The sequence below is a fragment of the Corynebacterium rouxii genome (assembly GCF_902702935.1).
In the GTDB taxonomy this organism is placed as follows: domain Bacteria; phylum Actinomycetota; class Actinomycetes; order Mycobacteriales; family Mycobacteriaceae; genus Corynebacterium; species Corynebacterium rouxii.
On sequence record NZ_LR738855.1, the window covers coordinates 1,145,204 to 1,162,821 of the forward strand.

Here is a 17,618-nt window from a genome sequence, read left to right on the forward strand (position 1 = left end):
TAGTTGGAACATAGCGAAAATACCGGGGAAGAATTTTTAATATTCGAACATAATAGAACATCTGTTCCTTAATTGAATGGTTTTGATGTACCATGACTCTATGCTTTCAGATATCACCATTCACGACCTTGGGGTTATTCCGAGTGCGTCACTTGAGCTGAGTGAGGGGCTTACCGTTTTGACCGGTGAGACAGGTGCCGGTAAAACGATGGTTGTTACAGGATTGCGACTGTTGGCAGGTGGCCGTGCCGATGCTCAACGTGTTCGAAGTGGTAGCAGCCAAGCTGTTGTAGAAGGGCGTTTTTTGCTGGATTCTATTGCCCCCGGTTCAGCCGAAATGGCACGCGCGGTGGTATCCGCGGCAGGAGGCGCTCTGGATGAAAATGGTGAGGTTATAGTTTCCCGCACGGTGAGTGCGCAAGGCCGCTCTCGGGCTCACCTTGGAGGTCGATCCGTTCCTGCAGCGAATCTAGTGGAGTTTTCGAAAGAAGTTCTCACAATTCATGGTCAAAATGACCAGCTTCGGCTGCTTAATGGGGATCGCCAGCGAGATGCTCTGGATCGTTTTTCCTCAAAGATTAGTGCTTTGATGGCAGTTTATTCCGAAGCGTATAGGGCGTGGAAAAATCTCTCGAAGAACCTCCGAGAACGTCAAGAATCGAAACGAGAACTTGCACAAGAAGTTGATCGCCTAGAGTTTGCTATTCGAGAGATTAGTGAGGTCGATCCGCAACCAGGTGAAGAAGAAAATCTTCTTGTTCAAATCACACGACTACAGGATGTAGATGATCTTCGAGCGCAGGCTGTAGGGGCGCTTTCTGTAATTGATGGTGCTGCAGGGGTTGAAGGATATGCTACGTGTAACTCTGGTGAGGATAATGCGGCTTCTGATCTTATTGGTCAAGCACTATCAAGTGTCAGAGTAAGTAGTGATCCAACACTACAAGGTGTTTCGCAACAGCTAGAAGCCGTTACATCAATTTTGATGGAAGTTTCCGCGCAATTAGGTGGATTCCTGGATGATTTACCAGCGGACCCTCAAATGTTAGATGAATTGCTTCAACGGCAGCAGGCACTTAAACAGCTAACGCGTAAGTATGCTTCCGATATCGATGGAGTTATAAAATGGAAGCTTAAAGCTGAGCAAAAACTGGAGTCGATTGATGTTTCACCTGAAGCTCTTGATCAGCTCAAAAAAGAAACAGCTCTCGCAGAGCGAAAAATGAATGATGCCGGTATGGCTTTGCGTGCAGCTCGTATCGAAGCTGCGGCGGAACTTAGTAATGCAGTTACGAAAGAGCTGCGGGGATTGGCTATGCCTAAGGCCATGTTTTCCGTTGTTGTGAATCCAACGGAACCACAACCTTCTGGATTCGATGAAGTTGAGTTTTGCTTAGCGCCAAATAAAACTACTGATCCTCGGCCATTGGCTTCGTCTGCATCAGGAGGCGAGCTGTCTCGTGTCATGCTTGCTTTGGAAGTTATTCTCTCGGCCGGACAACACGGGAATACACTTGTATTCGATGAGGTGGATGCAGGAGTTGGCGGGCGTGCTGCAGTAGAAATAGGGCGTCGATTAGCCCGTCTTGCCCAGAATAATCAAGTCATCGTTGTCACGCATTTGCCGCAAGTGGCGGCTTATGCAGATACCCATCTGCATGTAGCAAAAGACGTTGGTGACTCAACTGTGTCTTCAGGCGTAGAAAATTTATCGGAACAACGCCGAGTTGAAGAACTTGCCCGTATGCTCGCGGGTCTTGAGGATACTGATACCGGTCGGGCGCACGCCAGGGAGCTTTTTGACAAAGCTCAAGAGGAAAATCGTGCGCTTCGCGTTCAACGGTAGACAGTGATAAGCATTGTACAAATACCGTTGATGCCGAATTTTTATGCGAAATAAGGCTTTCCCTTCCGCGCGCCTCTGTACACAATTCATTGATGGAAGGCACAATGCTCACCATGAGTCTGTTCAACCGTTCTGCGGATCTTCCCGGTATTCATGCAGTGACGCGCGATTGTTCATCGCTTAATCGAGGTCTTAAAAGGCTGAAAAGCGGAGAGATCGCAGTCGTTGACGCACCCGACATAACTCGATCCATTGCACAGCAGTTGATCGATGCCAAGCCTCTTGCAGTAGTCAATAGTGGGCAATTCTCCACAGGGGCGATTCCTAATTTCGGTCCACAAATGCTACTCGATGCGGGCATCATGCTGATTGATTCAGTTGGGCAGGATGTGTGGACGAGTCTTAAAGATGGAAAGAAAGCCCGTGTAACGGAAGACGGTCAGATTTTCTATGGCGAAAAACTCGTCGCTTCTGGAACAGTAATCACTGCAGAACATGCTGAAGTTATATTCGTAGAGGCTCAAGGGTCCTTAATTGACCGAATGGAAGCCTATTTTGGTAATACCATCCAGTTTATTCATGCTGAGGCTCCATTGCTCATCGATGGACTTGGCGTACCTGATCGCGGTGGGATACTCCGCGGGCGCAAAGTATTGGTGGTCAGCCCAGGTTCAGGACACCGTACACAATTAAAAGGTCTTCGTAATTTTATTCGAGAGTACGAGCCAGTTTTGATTGGTGTCGATGCAGCAGCTGATACAATAGTGGAGTTGGGGTACAAACCCGATTTTATCGTTGGTGATCCTTCAATGATTGGATCCGATGCATTACGTAGTGGTGCCCAAGTAGTTCTTCCCGCGGATCCAGATGGTCATGCCTTGGGATTGGAACGAATCCAAGACCTAGGTGTTGGTGCAGTAACTTTTCCGTCCTCTGTTGATTCATCGACCAACTTAGCTCTTTTGCTAGCTGATTATCATGGCGCAGAGCTAGTGGTTAACGCTGGTTCTCCATTCGACTTGGATTTGATTTTCGCTGATTCAGAGACCGCATCACCTGCTACGTTGTTGACACGTTCCAAACTGGGGTCACGATTAGTAGACGCTACAGCTATCACAGATCTCTATACAGTTCGTTCTTCAACTGGTCTTGCTTGGTTATGGGCAATTTTAGGAATTTTGGTGGCAGCTGCGGTCATTATCGCTATTGCGGGTACATCAGGCGATGGTTCATTTAGTCAGAATCTAATTGACACATGGAATAACTTTGCTTTGACAGTGCAAAGTTGGTTTAAGTAAGACCCTCGAAGGAAGAACAAAAATATGGCTAGAAAATCTGGACGCGCTGCAACTACTATTGCAGGTCTTTCCTTCGGTCTTGCATTAGGCATCGGGGCTGGGATGTATGTGTTGGCTCCAAATGTTCCTGGTGGCCCAAATCAAACAACTTCGACCTTGGAACGTGAACGTGACGATGCACTTGAATCAGCCCAGATTGCAAAGGCACAAGCTAAAAGCGCTGATAGCATAGTTTCGGCCCTAGGTCGGGGAATTACTACTGATCTCCTGAAAGAAAAGAAAGTATTGGTGTTCCGCACCTCAGATTCGCTCGATAGCGATGCGGATGCCCTTTCTGAAGCGCTAAAGAATGCAGGAGCGGAAAATGCTGGAACCATTAAATTGGGGGAGAAATTTTTCACTCAAGAAGGCGCTGATGGATTAAAAAATATTATTGCTACGACGCTTCCAGCTGGTGCCCAACTTTCTACTGAGAAAATGGATTCTGGTACTCATGCCGGAGAAGCCTTGGGTAGTGCGCTCTTATTGAACAAAGACGATGGTTCTGAGCAGGCAAACAAGGAAGATCGCGGAATCGTACTAGGTGCACTGAGGGAAAGCGGCTATATCGATTTTGATGAGTCGAGCGTAAAACCGGCTCATGCGATCGTTCTTCTTTCTGGGGATTCTGACGGATCAAAAGCTGCATTTTCTATTAAAAATCAAGCCGCATTTGCCACCGCTCTGAAATCCAAAGGCTCTGGCCTGCTTGTTGCAGGTCGAATTCATACCGCAAGTGACACTGGTCTATTGGAAGCAATTCGGTCCTCGGCACAAGATAAACAATCTGTTTCTACCATCGATTCGATTGACCAGAATTGGGCACAAATTGCTGCAATCTTAGCGCTTAAGGAACAACTCGACGGCAAGTCTGGTGCGTATGGTGCAGCGGGGAACGCCGACGCTACATCTCCGGGAATTAAAAATCCTGAGTAGATTGCAGCTATCGTTGAGATCATGACTCCTCATTCGTTTGTCGTGACAGATAGTGCTTTGCTTTTGGATGCTCCAATTATTGCGGTGCGACGGGACAAGGTGCTTATGCCGAAAGGGAACGAAAGCTATCGAGAAATCGTCGAGCATTATGGCGCCGTTGCGATAGTAGCTCGCGATGAATCTGGGCGAATTCTACTCATAAAACAATATAGGCATAGCGTGGGCAGACGAATGTGGGAGCTTCCAGCTGGGCTGCTTGATATCCCATCTGAATCTGATTTGCAGGCTGCTCAGCGAGAATTACAAGAAGAAGCAGGACTCGCATCGCATCATTGGTCTTGCATAATTGATTTAGTTACTAGTCCTGGTTTTTGCGATGAAGCAGTTCGAATCTTTTTGGCTGATCGAGTCTATGCAGTGCCTCGACCTGTGGCTTCGGATGAAGAAGCTGAAATTACTACGCAATGGGTTGCGCTCGACGATGCTATTGAAATGGTCATGCGGGGAAAAATCGTGAATTCCATCGCGATCGCAGGTATTTTTGCCGCACGAGAGCATATTGAGACTGGAGTGTCTTTACCGAGTACAGCTACCGAATTTGAACTTAGACCTACTTCCTTGGCGCAACGGCATCAAGATTCAGCAGTACATCGTCGATAATTATGGTTTCAATCAGTAATATTGCCCGTCAATGGCTAACTCACTTAGCAGTGGAAAAAGGGGTTAGCGATAACACGTTGTCTAATTACCGTCGTGATCTCGAACGGTATACACGGTGGCTGCAAGTACAAGGAATTGCAAATATTGAGAATATCTCTGCACAAGATATTGAGAGGTATGTTCAAGAATTGCGGAAGGGGGATAGTGATACCGGAAAGAAACCTCTAGCTGCCTCGTCTGCGGCCCGTGCTTTGATCGTGGCTCGTGGTCTACATCGGTTTGCTTTGTTAGAAAACTTGGTGGAGAAGGATGTATCGGCTGATGTTTCTCCACCGGCAATGGGACGTCATCTGCCTGATACTCTCTCAGCCGAAGAAGCGAAACGTCTTATAGAGGCCATACCCATAGATGAAGCAGCTTCGCCTGAAGATCTTAGGGATTGTGCTCTACTGGAGTTTCTCTATGCCACTGGAGCTCGTATATCGGAGGCGGTAGCTCTTGTGGTGGACGATGTGGCTGCAATCGTCGAAAACGAAGGCATAGTTCGAATAACTGGAAAGGGCAAAAAACAGCGTATTGTGCCTGTTGGTGACCAGTGCTTGTTAGCGCTTGAGCGATATGTCGTGAGAGGCAGGCCAGCAATGTCAAAAGGGAAAACGCATGCACTTTTCCTCAATAAACGTGGAGGACAATTATCCAGACAAAGCGCTTGGCAAATTCTCAAAAGCTCAGCTCAACGTGCAGGAATCGGAAAAGATATTTCTCCACATACTTTGCGTCATAGTTTTGCTACTCATCTTTTGGAGGGCGGGGCTGATGTTCGGGTAGTGCAAGAATTGTTAGGGCATTCGTCAGTAACAACTACACAGATATACACCCATGTAACTGCAGATAATCTACGTTTGGTCTGGTCACGTTCGCATCCGCGAGCTCACTGACATGGTTACCTTTTGTAAAGGTAGTGGGCTAGATTTATGGATTTTTTCTTCATAAAATTGCTCCAAAGATACGGAATGAATCCGAAGCGTGTAATTTATAGTTTATTGGTGTGCTGTTAGGCTAAATTCGACTTGGCGGTACGTGAAATAAAAATAATTTTCAGGGTGAAAATCAAGGAAGAGGGATAGACATGGGCGAATCGGGATTGTTTGATACACCCGATCAAAAGGTCGGCCTCACAGGGCGTCCATTGCGGGAATTCCCTGAACCTGAACCACTGCATAAACATGGTCCTGCGAAGATTATTTCGATGTGTAACCAAAAAGGTGGGGTCGGAAAGACTACCTCGACGATTAACCTTGGAGCTTGCTTGGCGGAAGCGGGGAGGAAAGTCCTTCTCGTTGACCTTGATCCACAAGGTGCGTTGTCGGCCGGTTTGAATATTCCCCACGAAGAACTCGAAATCACGGTTTACAATCTCTTGGTTGATCGGCATACATCGATTCACCAAGCAATCCATCACACTTCGGTTGATGGGTTGGATTTGGTGCCTGCGAACATTGATCTTTCGGCGGCTGAGATCCAGCTTGTCAACGAGGTTGGACGTGAGCAAACTCTAGCACGGGCGCTGCGGCCTGTGATGCGGGATTATGACTTTATTATTCTAGATTGTCAGCCATCCTTGGGTCTTCTTACTGTTAATGCGTTGACTTGTTCTCATGGTGTCATTATCCCTATGGAATGTGAGTATTTCTCGTTGCGCGGATTGGCATTGTTGACAGATACTGTTGAAAAGGTTCGTGATCGACTTAATTTTGATCTTGAGATCGTTGGAATCTTGGTGACGATGTTCGATCGGCGGACAACCCATGCTCGGGAGGTTATGTCTCGAGTTATTGAAGTGTTTGAAGATAGAGTTTTTGATACCGTGATCACTCGGACAGTTCGTTTTCCAGAAACTTCTGTTGCCGGTGAACCTATTACTACGTGGGCTCCGAGTTCTCAAGGTGCTCAGCAGTATCGGCAGCTTGCACGCGAAGTGATCGAGCGCACTGCCTAGCTCATGCGCTTAGGCATAGTAGGCTTGAAAATTTGAGGATTTATGGCGAGAACTTCTGTTCCGGATAACCAACCTGAGATAACGGGTTTTCGTATCGTCCTGAATAATTTTGAAGGACCGTTTGACCTCTTACTTCAGCTGATTAGTGCGAAAAAGCTGGACGTAACTGATGTAGCTTTGCATAAAGTTACAGATGATTTTGTAACGTATACGCGTGCACTAGGGGAATTTGCTGAGCTGGATGAAGTTACCGAGTTTCTTGTTGTAGCAGCTACGTTATTGGACCTTAAAGCTGCTCGATTGCTTCCACGGGGTGAAGTGGATGATCTGTCTGATCTTGAGCTTTTAGAGTCGCGCGATCTTTTGTTTGCTAGGTTGCTCCAGTACAAAGCATATAAACAGGTTGCAGATCAATTTGCTCGCTGGCAATTGGCGGCGCAGCGACGTTATCCGCGTGCCGTAGGAATGGAAGAACAATTTTCTTCTTTACTTCCCCCAGTTAAAATTAGTCATACTCCTAAGTCCTTTGCTGAATTGGCTGCAAGTGTTTTTAGGCCCAAACCTCCGGAAACGGTTGGTACAAGTCATGTGCATGGTGTAGAAGTTTCTGTTCCAGAACAAGCTGGCAAGGTTTTGGATCTACTTGTCGAGTGCGGTGAGGGAGTCTGGATGGATTTTCCGGATCTGATTACTGGTTGCAGAGTTTCATTAGAAGTTGTTGGACGTTTTCTAGCTCTGCTCGAGTTGTATAAAGCCCGAGCGATTTCTTTAGAACAAGAGGAATCATTAGGTGTTTTGCGGGTGTCATGGACGGGAATTCATGTGGATCCCGAAATAGTCGCAGCAAGTAACTGGGCATAGATCCGGAGTAAGGCTACATATGGGGGAGTCCAATATAAAAGGTCTTGTAGTGGTCTACCATCGGTAAAATTGTGGTTATGCCTCGCGTGGGGTGAAAAGGAAGGGAAGCGAAGTGGGTATTGTCGTTGTATCTGGATTAGCATCGGGAGTAGGTAAGACGACGGCAACTGCAGCAATTGTGAAAATCTTGCAAGCAAAAGGTAGAAATGTCGTACCAGCTAAGATTGCTCGATTGCAAAACCAGGGTGCTTCTCCAGATATTGGCACAATTGAAAAACTAACTGGTATCCGAGGAGAAGACTTTTCGCAGTTGGATGATCCATTGGCCCAAGTGCGTCATCTTTCTAAAAACGGAAAAACTGTTGTGGTTGAGGGGTCCGGTGGATTGAGTGTTGCCTTAATAGGAAAGAAAACAATCGCGGATATTGCGGCTGAACTAGATGCTCCGTTAGTGGTCGTTTCGGGAATGAATCGCGGTGCTGTAGAACTTGCAGTAAATGCCGTTGGTTTTGCGCGAGCATGTGGCGCAAATGTTGCGGGGTTGTTGGGTGGAAAACTTCCGGCGGGTGCAGACTTACGTACTCGCTTAACTCTGGTGGAGGCGTCGCGTGCCTCTGGCGTACCATTCATTGGCAGTCTGAACGACGGCGTAGGCTCGCTCGGCTGCGAGCCTTTTGCAGAAGCATTGTCGACGATTTTTATTCCCGACGAGTGGTAACTACTGAGTCTTGGTCGTGATTATTCTGGTCAGCATATAGCTAATGACGCCTATAACCATTGCAGTAGCCGAGCATGCTATAAAATAGCGAGCTTCTGCTTGGGCATTGTCGGGGTTGTAGTACTGAGAAATGTGACCTGATAACGCTGTGCCTATCGCCATAGTAAGGAAAAACATCGCCGAAAATTGTGTGGAGTATTTCCGAGGCGCATATTGAGCAGTTGCTGCCATGCCGATTGGGCCAATCAACAGTTCACCAATTGCTGTTACAAGAATACTGATTGCAAGCACAATAAATGGTGTGGAATTAGGTTCGCCACCTGCGTAGGGGATTAAAATGGCAAAACCTAAACCAGCAATTCCAACGCCTATCGAAAGCTTGGTGGCAGGGCGGGGGCTGCGATCGCCAAGGCGTAACCATAGGTAAGCAAGCGGAAGTGAAAGCACGAACACATAAAAAGGGTTCAGCGATTGTAGCCAGGCGGCTGGTATTAAGAAGTCGCCAACTGAACGGTTAAGGCGTACATCGGAGTAAACTGCTAAAACTCCGTAGGTTTGGTTCATAATCGCCCAAAAGGTTACTGATGCTAAAAAGATAGGGACATAGCGTAGCAGTTGTACTTTTTCTGCTGGCGTGACTTCACTGCTACGAAATATAGAAGCATAGAGAAGCAGAGCTGCTCCCAGTGTCAGTGCTAATAGAAATGTTGCAAGGGCTACTGGTTTAACCAAGCCTGTTGCGACACAGAATGTTGCGCTAAATAAAGCGAGGGCGCTGCCCCCCACAATGAATATTGTTTGGGTAGTAGTGGCTGTCAATTGAGGTTGGGTGATGCGTTGTCGAGTTTGTGCGCAAAGTGACGCCATGGCAGCAGAACGTGCGAAAACATAGAGCGTTATACCAATGATCATGAGGAAGGCTGCTGCTATAAACCCGATGTGGAAGGAATACTGTTGAGCTAACCGGCCGGTAAGGAGCGGGCCGAAAAATGCTGCAACTTGGATTCCTAGATAAAAGAACTGGAAGCCGGTTTCGCGCTGTTTCGGATTTTCATCGTAAACTGCGCCAAGGACGGTGATTGCAGCTGTTTTTAGTAAGCCGGATCCTGCTGCAATCAGGGGTAAACCTATCGCTAATCCGTAAAATCCAGGAAACGTAGATAGGCTAATGTGGCCTATAACGAGCAAGAAGGCACCGCTCAGAAGTGTTTTTTCTGCTCCAAGGAGATGGTCGCCCACCCAGCCGCCGATGAACGTGCATAGGTATACCAATGCACCGTATGCTCCGATTAAGGCTGTCGCATCTTTTTGGGCTATACCGAGTCCGCCGTCGGCAATTGAATAATAAAGATAGAAACCTAGTATCGCTTGCATGCCGTAGAAGCTGAAGCGTTCCCATGCTTCAATACTGACGACGGATGCCATCATTCGAGGATGGTGCCAAAACATCGCGCGGTTGTTTTTAGAGTCGATTGAACGCTGTTCAATTAATCGCATACCGTACATTATCGCCAAAATGGGAGGAATTGTCAGTCGATTGGTCGTACAATTAAACGGTGTTCAATACTGATGAGTTGGAAAATAATTCATTCGCCCAATTTGACCGTGATCATATTTGGCATCCATATGGCCCAATGCCAGCGACGGTTGCTCCCTACGTGGTTGTTGCCACTGACAACACGGACATTATTCTAAACAACGGAACGCGCTTAATCGACGGAATGAGTTCATGGTGGGCTGCCGCTTTCGGGCATGGAAACGAGAGACTCAAAGCGGCCGCTCATCGCCAAATAGACACGATGAGCCATGTCATGTTTGGCGGCTTGACACATGTGCCGGCGATTAAGCTTGCTCAACAATTGTGTGACCTTACTGATGAACCCCTCACCAAGGTTTTCTTCTCTGATTCGGGATCCGTTGCAGTAGAAGTGGCACTAAAGATGGCGTATCAATACCAGCTCGGTCAAGGGCATCCTGAACGGCGTCGTATGCTGACCTGGCGCGGGGGGTATCACGGTGACACCTTTGCCACGATGAGTTTGTGTGATCCAGAGGGGGGAATGCACGCAATGTGGGAGGGGCGCGTGATGGACAATGTTTTTGCGTCTCGACCACCGTTGTGGGGCGCCTCGTCCAATGAAATTTCTGCGTACATAGATCATCTTGATTCGTTGATTGATTCAACTATCGCTGGCATCATCGTTGAACCCGTCGTTCAAGGTGCTGGTGGCATGCGATTCCATGCCCCAGAGGTTCTCAAAGGTATTCGACAGCTTTGTGATCAACATAGAATCTTATTTATCGCAGATGAAATTGCGACTGGTTTTGGTAGAACGGGTAACTTATTTGCCACCCAAGCTGCAAAAGTCACTCCCGACATTCTTTGTGTTGGGAAATCATTAACTGGTGGGTTTATGTCGTTAGCTGCAACCATCACCACGGATGCTGTAGCAGAAAGTATTTCTTCCGCTGCCGGAGGGGGAGCACTGATGCATGGACCAACCTTTATGGGAAACCCATTGGCATGCGCTGTAGCTAGCGAAGCATTAAGCATTATTGCAGAAGGTAATTGGAAGCAGCAGGTTGCAGAAATTGAAGACGAGTTAAAAAAGGGGCTTGCTCCGCTAGCTTCCAACCCCACAGTTCGTCACGTACGGGTCCTCGGAGCAATTGGTGTAGTCGAAATGAAAGAACCTGTCGACATGAAACTTGCTACCCATGCTGCTGTGAACGCAGGTGTATGGCTTCGTCCATTCGGCAGGCTCGTATATACGATGCCGCCATTTGTGTGTACTCATGAACAAATAAAAAAGATTTCGCGTGCAATTGCTTCTATTGTGCATACGGAGCAAGAACGTTTCGGACGTTAAAGGAGAACCGTCATGGCAATCGTGGTTGTAACTGGTACAAACACTGATGTAGGCAAGACAATTGCTTCCGCTGCAGTATGTCAGCATTATGCACGACAAGGATTCCGTGTCGTTCCAGTAAAGCCTGTCCAAACAGGGGAACCAGAGGGTTCAGGCGATGCACAAACCATTGAAAAACTAACCGGAATGGTAGGAAAGTGCTTCGCCCGATTCCCAGAACCACTCGCGCCTAATCTTTCTGCGCAGCGGGCTGGCATGCAGCAGTTAAATCTGGAAGATATAGTTAGTAAAATTCGTGAACTTGATGGACCTCAAACAGTTGTTGTTGTCGAGGGGGCCGGAGGACTTTTAGTTCGTTTGGCTGATACATTTACGATTGCAGATGTCGCGGCGCAACTTGACGCACCGCTCATTGTTGTAACAAGTATGGCGTTGGGCTCACTCAATGTTGCAGAACTCACTGTAGAAGCAGCACATCGACGTGGTTTGAAGGTTTTAGGGCTGATTGGTGGAAGTATCCCAAAAAATCCTGACTTGGCTACTTTGCTTAACGTCGCAGAAATGGAAAAAGTGACTGGCATTCCTTTGTGGGGGTCTATCGCCGAGGGTGCAGGTCAATTGAGCCGCGAAGATTTTTGTCAGCTCGTAGAAGATTTAAACCTTCCTGCTATGTGGCCGTAATTCAAGGAGATCGAGGCTTCTGGTTGATCGCGCGGTGAGCTCCTTAAAGATAGTGCAATCGCTATGATTGGCTATGTCACTGTACACGGTTAATTCAAGGAGCTCATCGGGTTAGATGGAGATTCTTATTGGTTTGCTAGCGTTGCTTTTTGCAACGGTCATCATGGTGGCCGTCGGAGACCGAACCGGTCTGCCATGGCCTGCGTTACTTACCTTGGTTGCTGCCGGTGGAATTTTTCTTCCGTGGCTTCCCGAAGTAGCGATTCCTGAAGAGATGATCCTCCCGATTTTTATTCCGCCATTGCTATGGGCACTGGCGCGACATAGCAGCTGGGCGTCGATTAAAAGGCAGTGGCGAACTGTGGTTTTGCTATCCGTATTATTGGTTATTATTACGGCAGTCACGGTTGGCCTTGTTGCGTATTTATTAGTACCAACTCTCTCATTTGCGGCAGCGGTTGTTATTGGCGCAGCCATTTCTCCTCCAGACCCCGTAGCTGTTGATGCTGTTGCAGAACCGGCAGGTGTTCCACGACGGTTATCTAATACGCTTCAAGTTGAAGGCCTCTTTAATGATGCTGCTTCGATCGTAGTTTTTAATTTGGCATTGTCGGTGGTGCAGTCTGGGCATGATATCACTTGGTGGTCTGCGCTATCTACGTTTATATATTCAGCAACGGTCGCCGTGGTTATTGGTTTTGTCTTGGGAACCGGATCTGCAAAACTCCATTCTTGGATGACTTCATCAGTTGCTAGGAATGCATTCACGTGGGTCATTCCGTTTGCTACTTTTATCGCTGCTGAGGAACTGCACGCTTCGGGTGTTATTGCCATCGTTATTGCTGCGATCCAATTCAATTCCAAGAGTCAAGCTGGTGCCGAGGATAGACTGTCTGGATCGGCTTTTTGGCAGGTAGTTGAGCTGCTTTTTACTGGTGTGGCATTCGGGCTCATTGGAATTTCGGTGCGTGATGCGATCCATTCTGCTGGAGCGAACCTGTGGCATGGGGTGTGGTTCGGCCTAGTGCTGGCAATGACTGCCATCGCAGTGCGGGCACTGTGGCTGTACTTGCTCTATGTAGGGAACAAAAAGGCGGGTAGACGAACTGGTGCACCGTTGCGACTCCAAGAAGTGTTGTTGCTAACTTGGGGTGGAATGCGCGGTTTAGTCACTTTGGCGCTCGTATTGTCAATCCCAATGACCACAGGATTTGCGATTTACCGAGAGCTTTCTATCGTCGCACTTACTGTTTTGCTTGTAACGATGGTGATTCCTGGCCTGACACTTCCTGCTCTCATGAGGGTATTAAACCTTGAAGAAGGGCCGGATGCTTTTGGCGATTACGCACGTGAAAAGCTATTTGTTCGCGCTAGATTTGCTGCTCGACAAGTACTGGATTCCTATTCTCACGACATTCCAGAAGAATTTATGGCTTCCTTACGACGTCGCTTCGAACATGATATTAATGCGGATGAAGATGACGACGATGCCATGACGCCAGAAGAGCGTCGAAAGATACAAGAGCGCCGTTTTGCTTTGTTTAATAAAGTACGGCTTGAAGCCTTGTATGCTTCTCAAGCTGAGCTACTCCGAGCTCGAAGTGAACGAGACGTCGACCCGATGATTGTTGATGAAGTTCTATTTGAAATCGACAGCCAGATCATTGCCGCGGAGAAATCAACGAGATAAAGAGGGCATTCCTTCATCATGATGACAGCACTGAGATCGCAAATTGAATCGATCTTGTTGGTCGTGGACCAACCGGCTTCTGTTATTGCATTGGCACGAGCTACGGAGTCTGCACCAGAAACAGTCACCTCGGTTTTACGTTCGATGGCTCAAGAGCTTGAGGATCGAGGCAGTGGTATTGAAGTCAGAGAATCCCCAGAGGGGTGGCGCCTTTATACTGCTAAGCGTAACGCAGATGTAGTGGAGAAATTCTTATTGGATGGTTCGCATAGCAAGCTTTCACGAGCGGCTTTGGAGACGCTAGCTGTGGTTGCGTATCGCCAGCCAGCAACTCGTGCACAGGTCGCTGCAGTTCGAGGCGTCAATGTTGATGGAGTCATGCGAACGCTCCAGCTCCGTGGCCTAATACGTGAGGTTGCTTTTAATCCTGGCACGGAAGGGCCGAATAATGGTGCGCATCGCTATGAGACTACTGAGTTGTTCCTCGATTTATTGGGAATCGATTCGCTTGAGCGTTTGCCAGACTTAGCTCCACTTTTGCCGGATGTAGATAGTATCGATGAGTATTTTTAAGGCTTAAATAGGCAATGGATGGTGGATAAGCTAGAATTCTTTATTCTACTGCGTTACAGTTGCAGAAATTTATAACCGCATAATTTGATCGATAGGAAGTATCGTGAATAGAACCGCTCGCCGTGACGGCACACCGGAAAAGCCTCGTCGAGGCTCTCAGGGAGACCACGGAAAAGTGAAACGTAGCTATGCCAAGTCGCAATCGGCAAATTCGGGCCGTCCCGTAAAACAACGTAAACAGCGTGATTCGGAAATGTTGATTTCGAATGCGCGTCCAGCACGTCATCAACATGTGGGTCGTCGCGAAGCAGGAGATGGCAGCACTGAAGGTGTTCGTCTACAAAAAGTCCTTGCTCAAGCAGGTGTTGCATCTCGTCGACACGCTGAGATTTTGATCGATGCCGGCCGCGTTGAGGTCAACGGAAAAATCGTGATGACTCAGGGCATGAGGGTTAACCCAAATGTCGACGTTATCCGCGTTGACGGTGTACGCGTCAATGTTAATGAAAACTTGCAGTACTTCGTTCTCAATAAGCCTCGTGGATTGCAATCGACCATGAGCGATGACATGGGGCGGCCGTGTGTCGGTGACATTGTGGGAGAGAGAATTTCTGCGGGTCAGCGTTTGTTTCACGTGGGTCGTCTCGATGCAGCTACCGAAGGCCTGCTGCTTCTCACTAATGACGGAGAACTCGCCAATCGGTTGATGCATCCTCGATATGAAGTTTCAAAGACTTATTTGGCTACTGTGCTCGGCGAGGCGGATAAGCGCCTAGTTAAGCAATTGCGTGATGGTATCGAGCTTGATGATGGTCCAGCTAAGGCAGATCTTGTCCAGATCATTGATACATTCCAAGGTAAATCGTTGATTCGTATTGAGCTGCACGAAGGCCGCAAGCACATCGTGCGACGTATGCTCAAAACTGCAGGATTCCCAGTTCAACGCCTTGTTCGTACCAAAATTCACACAATTCAGCTTGGTGAACAAACCCCAGGAGCGATCCGCGCACTCAACAGTAGTGAATTAGCTAGCTTGTACAAAGCAGTAGGGATGTAAGATGAATACATCTGACTGCACTGTACTGAGCAATATGCCTGAGGGCGGGCTGATTGTAGCTGTCGATGGCCCTTCTGGAGCAGGCAAATCTACGGTTTGTCGGCGACTTGCCTCTATGCTCGAGGCAAAGTACTTGGATACTGGCGCTATGTACCGCGTTGCGACGCTTCATGTGTTACGCCAAGGAATCAACCCTAGTGATACCGCTGTGGTAGTCCAAGCCACTAAGGAACTGCCGCTGACCGTCAATGATGATCCGGCTTCACGTGAAGTGATTCTTGATGGGGAAGATGTGTCGAGTGAAATTCGTGGCCGTCTAGTAACACAAAATGTTTCTGCTGTTGCTGCCATCCTAGAAGTTCGGGAAAATCTTGTAGCTCTACAGCGCGAACTGGCAGCTACTGCGCATCGGTGCGTTGTCGATGGTCGCGATATCGGATCGACCGTTCTGGTAGATGCACCTGTAAAAATATTCTTGACTGCCTCGGCTGAGGTGCGCGCACAACGGCGGTATGACCAAGATGTAGCAGCTGGACGGCAAGCAGATTTGGCGACCGTTCTCGCCGACGTGAAGCGTCGTGATGAGCTCGATAGTAACCGATCTGTTTCTCCATTAGCGCCAGCTAGTGACGCAACCGTTGTCGATACTTCTACGTTAACCCTTGATCAAGTCGTCGATACTTTGATGACTCTGATTGAAAAATCTGCTGAAAGGACCGCACGATGAGCAATGCGCACAATGCACCGCTTGGCGGAAATAACTCCTCAGATGAAGACCAAGAAACGGTTTTCGTTTATCACACTGCACATGGTGAAGTCGATGCTCAGGAAGCATTTGTAGAAGAAGACGTCGTGGTCGATGGGGCTGGGTATGCTTCTGACGGCTTTGATGAGAATGACTTTGACTTCGATTTTGAACATGACTCTGAAGGCAATGTCGTATTCGATGAAGCTGATTTTGGGGAAGCCGACTTTGGTGAGGACTACACCGATGAAGATTGGGAAGAGCTCGAGCGTGCATTTGGTGTTGAAGCTCGGGCGATTGAGTCGGAGAACCTCTGCACGGTGGCCATCGTAGGTCGCCCAAATGTTGGCAAGTCTTCGCTTGTTAATCGCTTTTTAGGGCGCCGAGAAGCAGTGGTTGAGGATTTCCCTGGCGTTACGCGAGATCGAATCTCGTATCTAGCGGATTGGGGAGGACGTCGATTCTGGGTTCAAGATACTGGTGGCTGGGATCCAAACGTTAAGGGAATCCATGCGGCGATTGCCCGGCAGGCGGAAACTGCGATGGCTACAGCTGACGTTATCGTTATGGTTGTCGATACCAAGGTAGGTATTACGGAAACCGATTCGGTGATGGCCCGTAAACTTCAAAAATCTGAAGTTCCAGTAATTTTGGTGGCTAACAAATTTGATTCTGATAGCCAGTATGCCGATATGGCAGAGTTTTATGCATTGGGTTTGGGAGACCCTTGGCCGGTTTCTGCGCAGCATGGACGAGGCGGCGCAGACGTTCTCGAGCAAATTTTGGCAGCATTCCCAGAAACCCCACGTGCAACCTCAATTGTTGAAGGACCGCGTCGCGTTGCCCTTGTGGGTAAACCCAATGTGGGCAAGTCATCTTTGCTAAATAAAATGTCTGGCGAAGATCGATCAGTTGTCGATAATGTATCCGGTACAACGGTGGATCCGGTGGATTCCATCGTAAAACTCGACAAGCACCTTTGGAAGTTCATTGATACTGCGGGACTGCGCAAAAAAGTGAAAAATGCCCAAGGGCATGAGTATTACGCGTCTTTACGTACTCGTGGCGTTATTGATGCTGCTGAAATATGTATTTTCATGATCGATTCTTCGGAACCAGTCTCGGAGCAAGATCAACGTGTGTTGTCCATGATCTTGGAAGCAGGTAAAGCGCTCGTCCTTGTTTTCAACAAATGGGATCTTATGGAAGAAGATCGCCGTTGGGAACTAGAACGTGAAATTGATCTGCAACTTGCTCACATTCCGTGGGTAAAGCGTATAAATATTTCGGCTAAGACGGGACGTGCCCTTCAAAGACTAGAGCCGTACATGCTGGAAGCGCTGGAAAGCTGGGATAAGCGTGTTACCACAGGTCAGCTAAACAACTGGCTGCGTGCGACTATTGCGCAGAATCCGCCACCAATGAAGGGGGGCCGTGTTCCTCGTGTATTGTTCGCCACGCAAGCTTCTACTCAACCGCCTACGATTGTGCTATTTACCACTGGTTTCTTAGACGCTGGTTATCGTCGCTACCTTGAACGCAAGTTTAGGGAAAGCTTTGGTTTTGAGGGGTCCCCAGTCAAGATTGCAGTTCGTGTGCGCGAACGTCGATCAAAGAAGTGATAATTCTTTAAAAATTTATCGTT

Annotated in this window: 16 protein-coding genes; 15 read left to right on the top strand and 1 reads right to left on the bottom strand. The window is 48.1% G+C overall.

Annotated features, from left to right (window positions below):
• Positions 1-100 precede the first annotated feature (100 nt).
• From recN to bioD (CIP100161_RS05785), 8 genes are all read left to right on the top strand, one after another.
• Positions 101-1,846 carry a DNA repair protein RecN gene (recN, locus tag CIP100161_RS05750; RefSeq protein WP_155872678.1) on the top strand — a complete coding sequence of 582 codons (1,746 nt, stop codon included), beginning with the start codon at positions 101-103 and terminating at the stop codon, positions 1,844-1,846.
• Positions 1,847-1,950: 104 nt separating this feature from the next.
• The gene (gene steA, locus CIP100161_RS05755; protein WP_166443189.1) at positions 1,951-3,144 is read left to right on the top strand and encodes a putative cytokinetic ring protein SteA; all 1,194 of its coding nucleotides are present in this window, start codon (positions 1,951-1,953) and stop codon (positions 3,142-3,144) included.
• Between the two features lie 24 nt (positions 3,145-3,168).
• Positions 3,169-4,119, top strand: coding sequence for a copper transporter (locus tag CIP100161_RS05760; protein WP_155872681.1), 951 nt, complete (start codon positions 3,169-3,171; stop codon positions 4,117-4,119).
• A 21-nt stretch (positions 4,120-4,140) separates the two neighbouring features.
• A complete protein-coding gene (locus tag CIP100161_RS05765; protein WP_155872683.1) occupies positions 4,141-4,779 on the top strand; it encodes an NUDIX domain-containing protein in 639 nt (212 codons plus the stop codon).
• A gap of 2 nt (positions 4,780-4,781) precedes the next feature.
• Positions 4,782-5,717 carry a site-specific tyrosine recombinase XerD gene (xerD, locus tag CIP100161_RS05770; RefSeq protein ID WP_155872684.1) on the top strand — a complete coding sequence of 312 codons (936 nt, stop codon included), beginning with the start codon at positions 4,782-4,784 and terminating at the stop codon, positions 5,715-5,717.
• 191 nt (positions 5,718-5,908) lie between these two features.
• Entirely contained in the window at positions 5,909-6,778 is an 870-nt protein-coding gene (locus tag CIP100161_RS05775; protein ID WP_014310396.1) for a ParA family protein, read from the top strand.
• Positions 6,779-6,820: 42 nt separating this feature from the next.
• Positions 6,821-7,639, top strand: coding sequence for a segregation and condensation protein A (locus CIP100161_RS05780; RefSeq protein ID WP_155872686.1), 819 nt, complete (start codon positions 6,821-6,823; stop codon positions 7,637-7,639).
• Positions 7,640-7,751: 112 nt separating this feature from the next.
• Positions 7,752-8,357: an ATP-dependent dethiobiotin synthetase BioD gene (gene bioD, locus CIP100161_RS05785; protein ID WP_155872688.1), complete on the top strand. Its 606-nt coding sequence runs from the start codon at positions 7,752-7,754 to the stop codon at positions 8,355-8,357.
• Here bioD (CIP100161_RS05785) and CIP100161_RS05790 read toward each other — a convergent pair whose 3' ends face one another.
• The gene (locus tag CIP100161_RS05790) at positions 8,358-9,854 is read right to left on the bottom strand and encodes a peptide MFS transporter (protein ID WP_155872690.1); all 1,497 of its coding nucleotides are present in this window, start codon (positions 9,852-9,854) and stop codon (positions 8,358-8,360) included.
• A gap of 59 nt (positions 9,855-9,913) precedes the next feature.
• Here CIP100161_RS05790 and CIP100161_RS05795 point away from each other — a divergent pair, with 59 nt between their 5' ends.
• The 7 genes from CIP100161_RS05795 (at position 9,914) to der (ending at position 17,595) form a co-directional block, all read left to right on the top strand.
• Entirely contained in the window at positions 9,914-11,227 is a 1,314-nt protein-coding gene (locus CIP100161_RS05795; protein WP_155872692.1) for an adenosylmethionine--8-amino-7-oxononanoate transaminase, read from the top strand.
• Positions 11,228-11,239: 12 nt separating this feature from the next.
• Complete coding sequence (gene bioD / locus CIP100161_RS05800; protein WP_155872694.1) at positions 11,240-11,908, top strand: dethiobiotin synthase; 669 nt, start codon at positions 11,240-11,242, stop codon at positions 11,906-11,908.
• 115 nt (positions 11,909-12,023) lie between these two features.
• Positions 12,024-13,598: a cation:proton antiporter gene (locus CIP100161_RS05805; RefSeq protein WP_155872696.1), complete on the top strand. Its 1,575-nt coding sequence runs from the start codon at positions 12,024-12,026 to the stop codon at positions 13,596-13,598.
• 18 nt (positions 13,599-13,616) lie between these two features.
• Positions 13,617-14,171: an SMC-Scp complex subunit ScpB gene (scpB, locus tag CIP100161_RS05810; RefSeq protein WP_155872699.1), complete on the top strand. Its 555-nt coding sequence runs from the start codon at positions 13,617-13,619 to the stop codon at positions 14,169-14,171.
• A 103-nt stretch (positions 14,172-14,274) separates the two neighbouring features.
• On the top strand, positions 14,275-15,228 hold the full coding sequence (locus tag CIP100161_RS05815; RefSeq protein ID WP_155872701.1) for a pseudouridine synthase: 954 nt from the start codon (positions 14,275-14,277) through the stop codon (positions 15,226-15,228).
• Position 15,229: 1 nt separating this feature from the next.
• On the top strand, positions 15,230-15,955 hold the full coding sequence (gene cmk / locus CIP100161_RS05820) for a (d)CMP kinase (RefSeq protein WP_155872703.1): 726 nt from the start codon (positions 15,230-15,232) through the stop codon (positions 15,953-15,955).
• Positions 15,952-17,595: a ribosome biogenesis GTPase Der gene (der, locus tag CIP100161_RS05825; RefSeq protein WP_155872705.1), complete on the top strand. Its 1,644-nt coding sequence runs from the start codon at positions 15,952-15,954 to the stop codon at positions 17,593-17,595. Before cmk ends, der begins: the two co-directional genes overlap by 4 nt.
• Positions 17,596-17,618 lie beyond the last annotated feature (23 nt).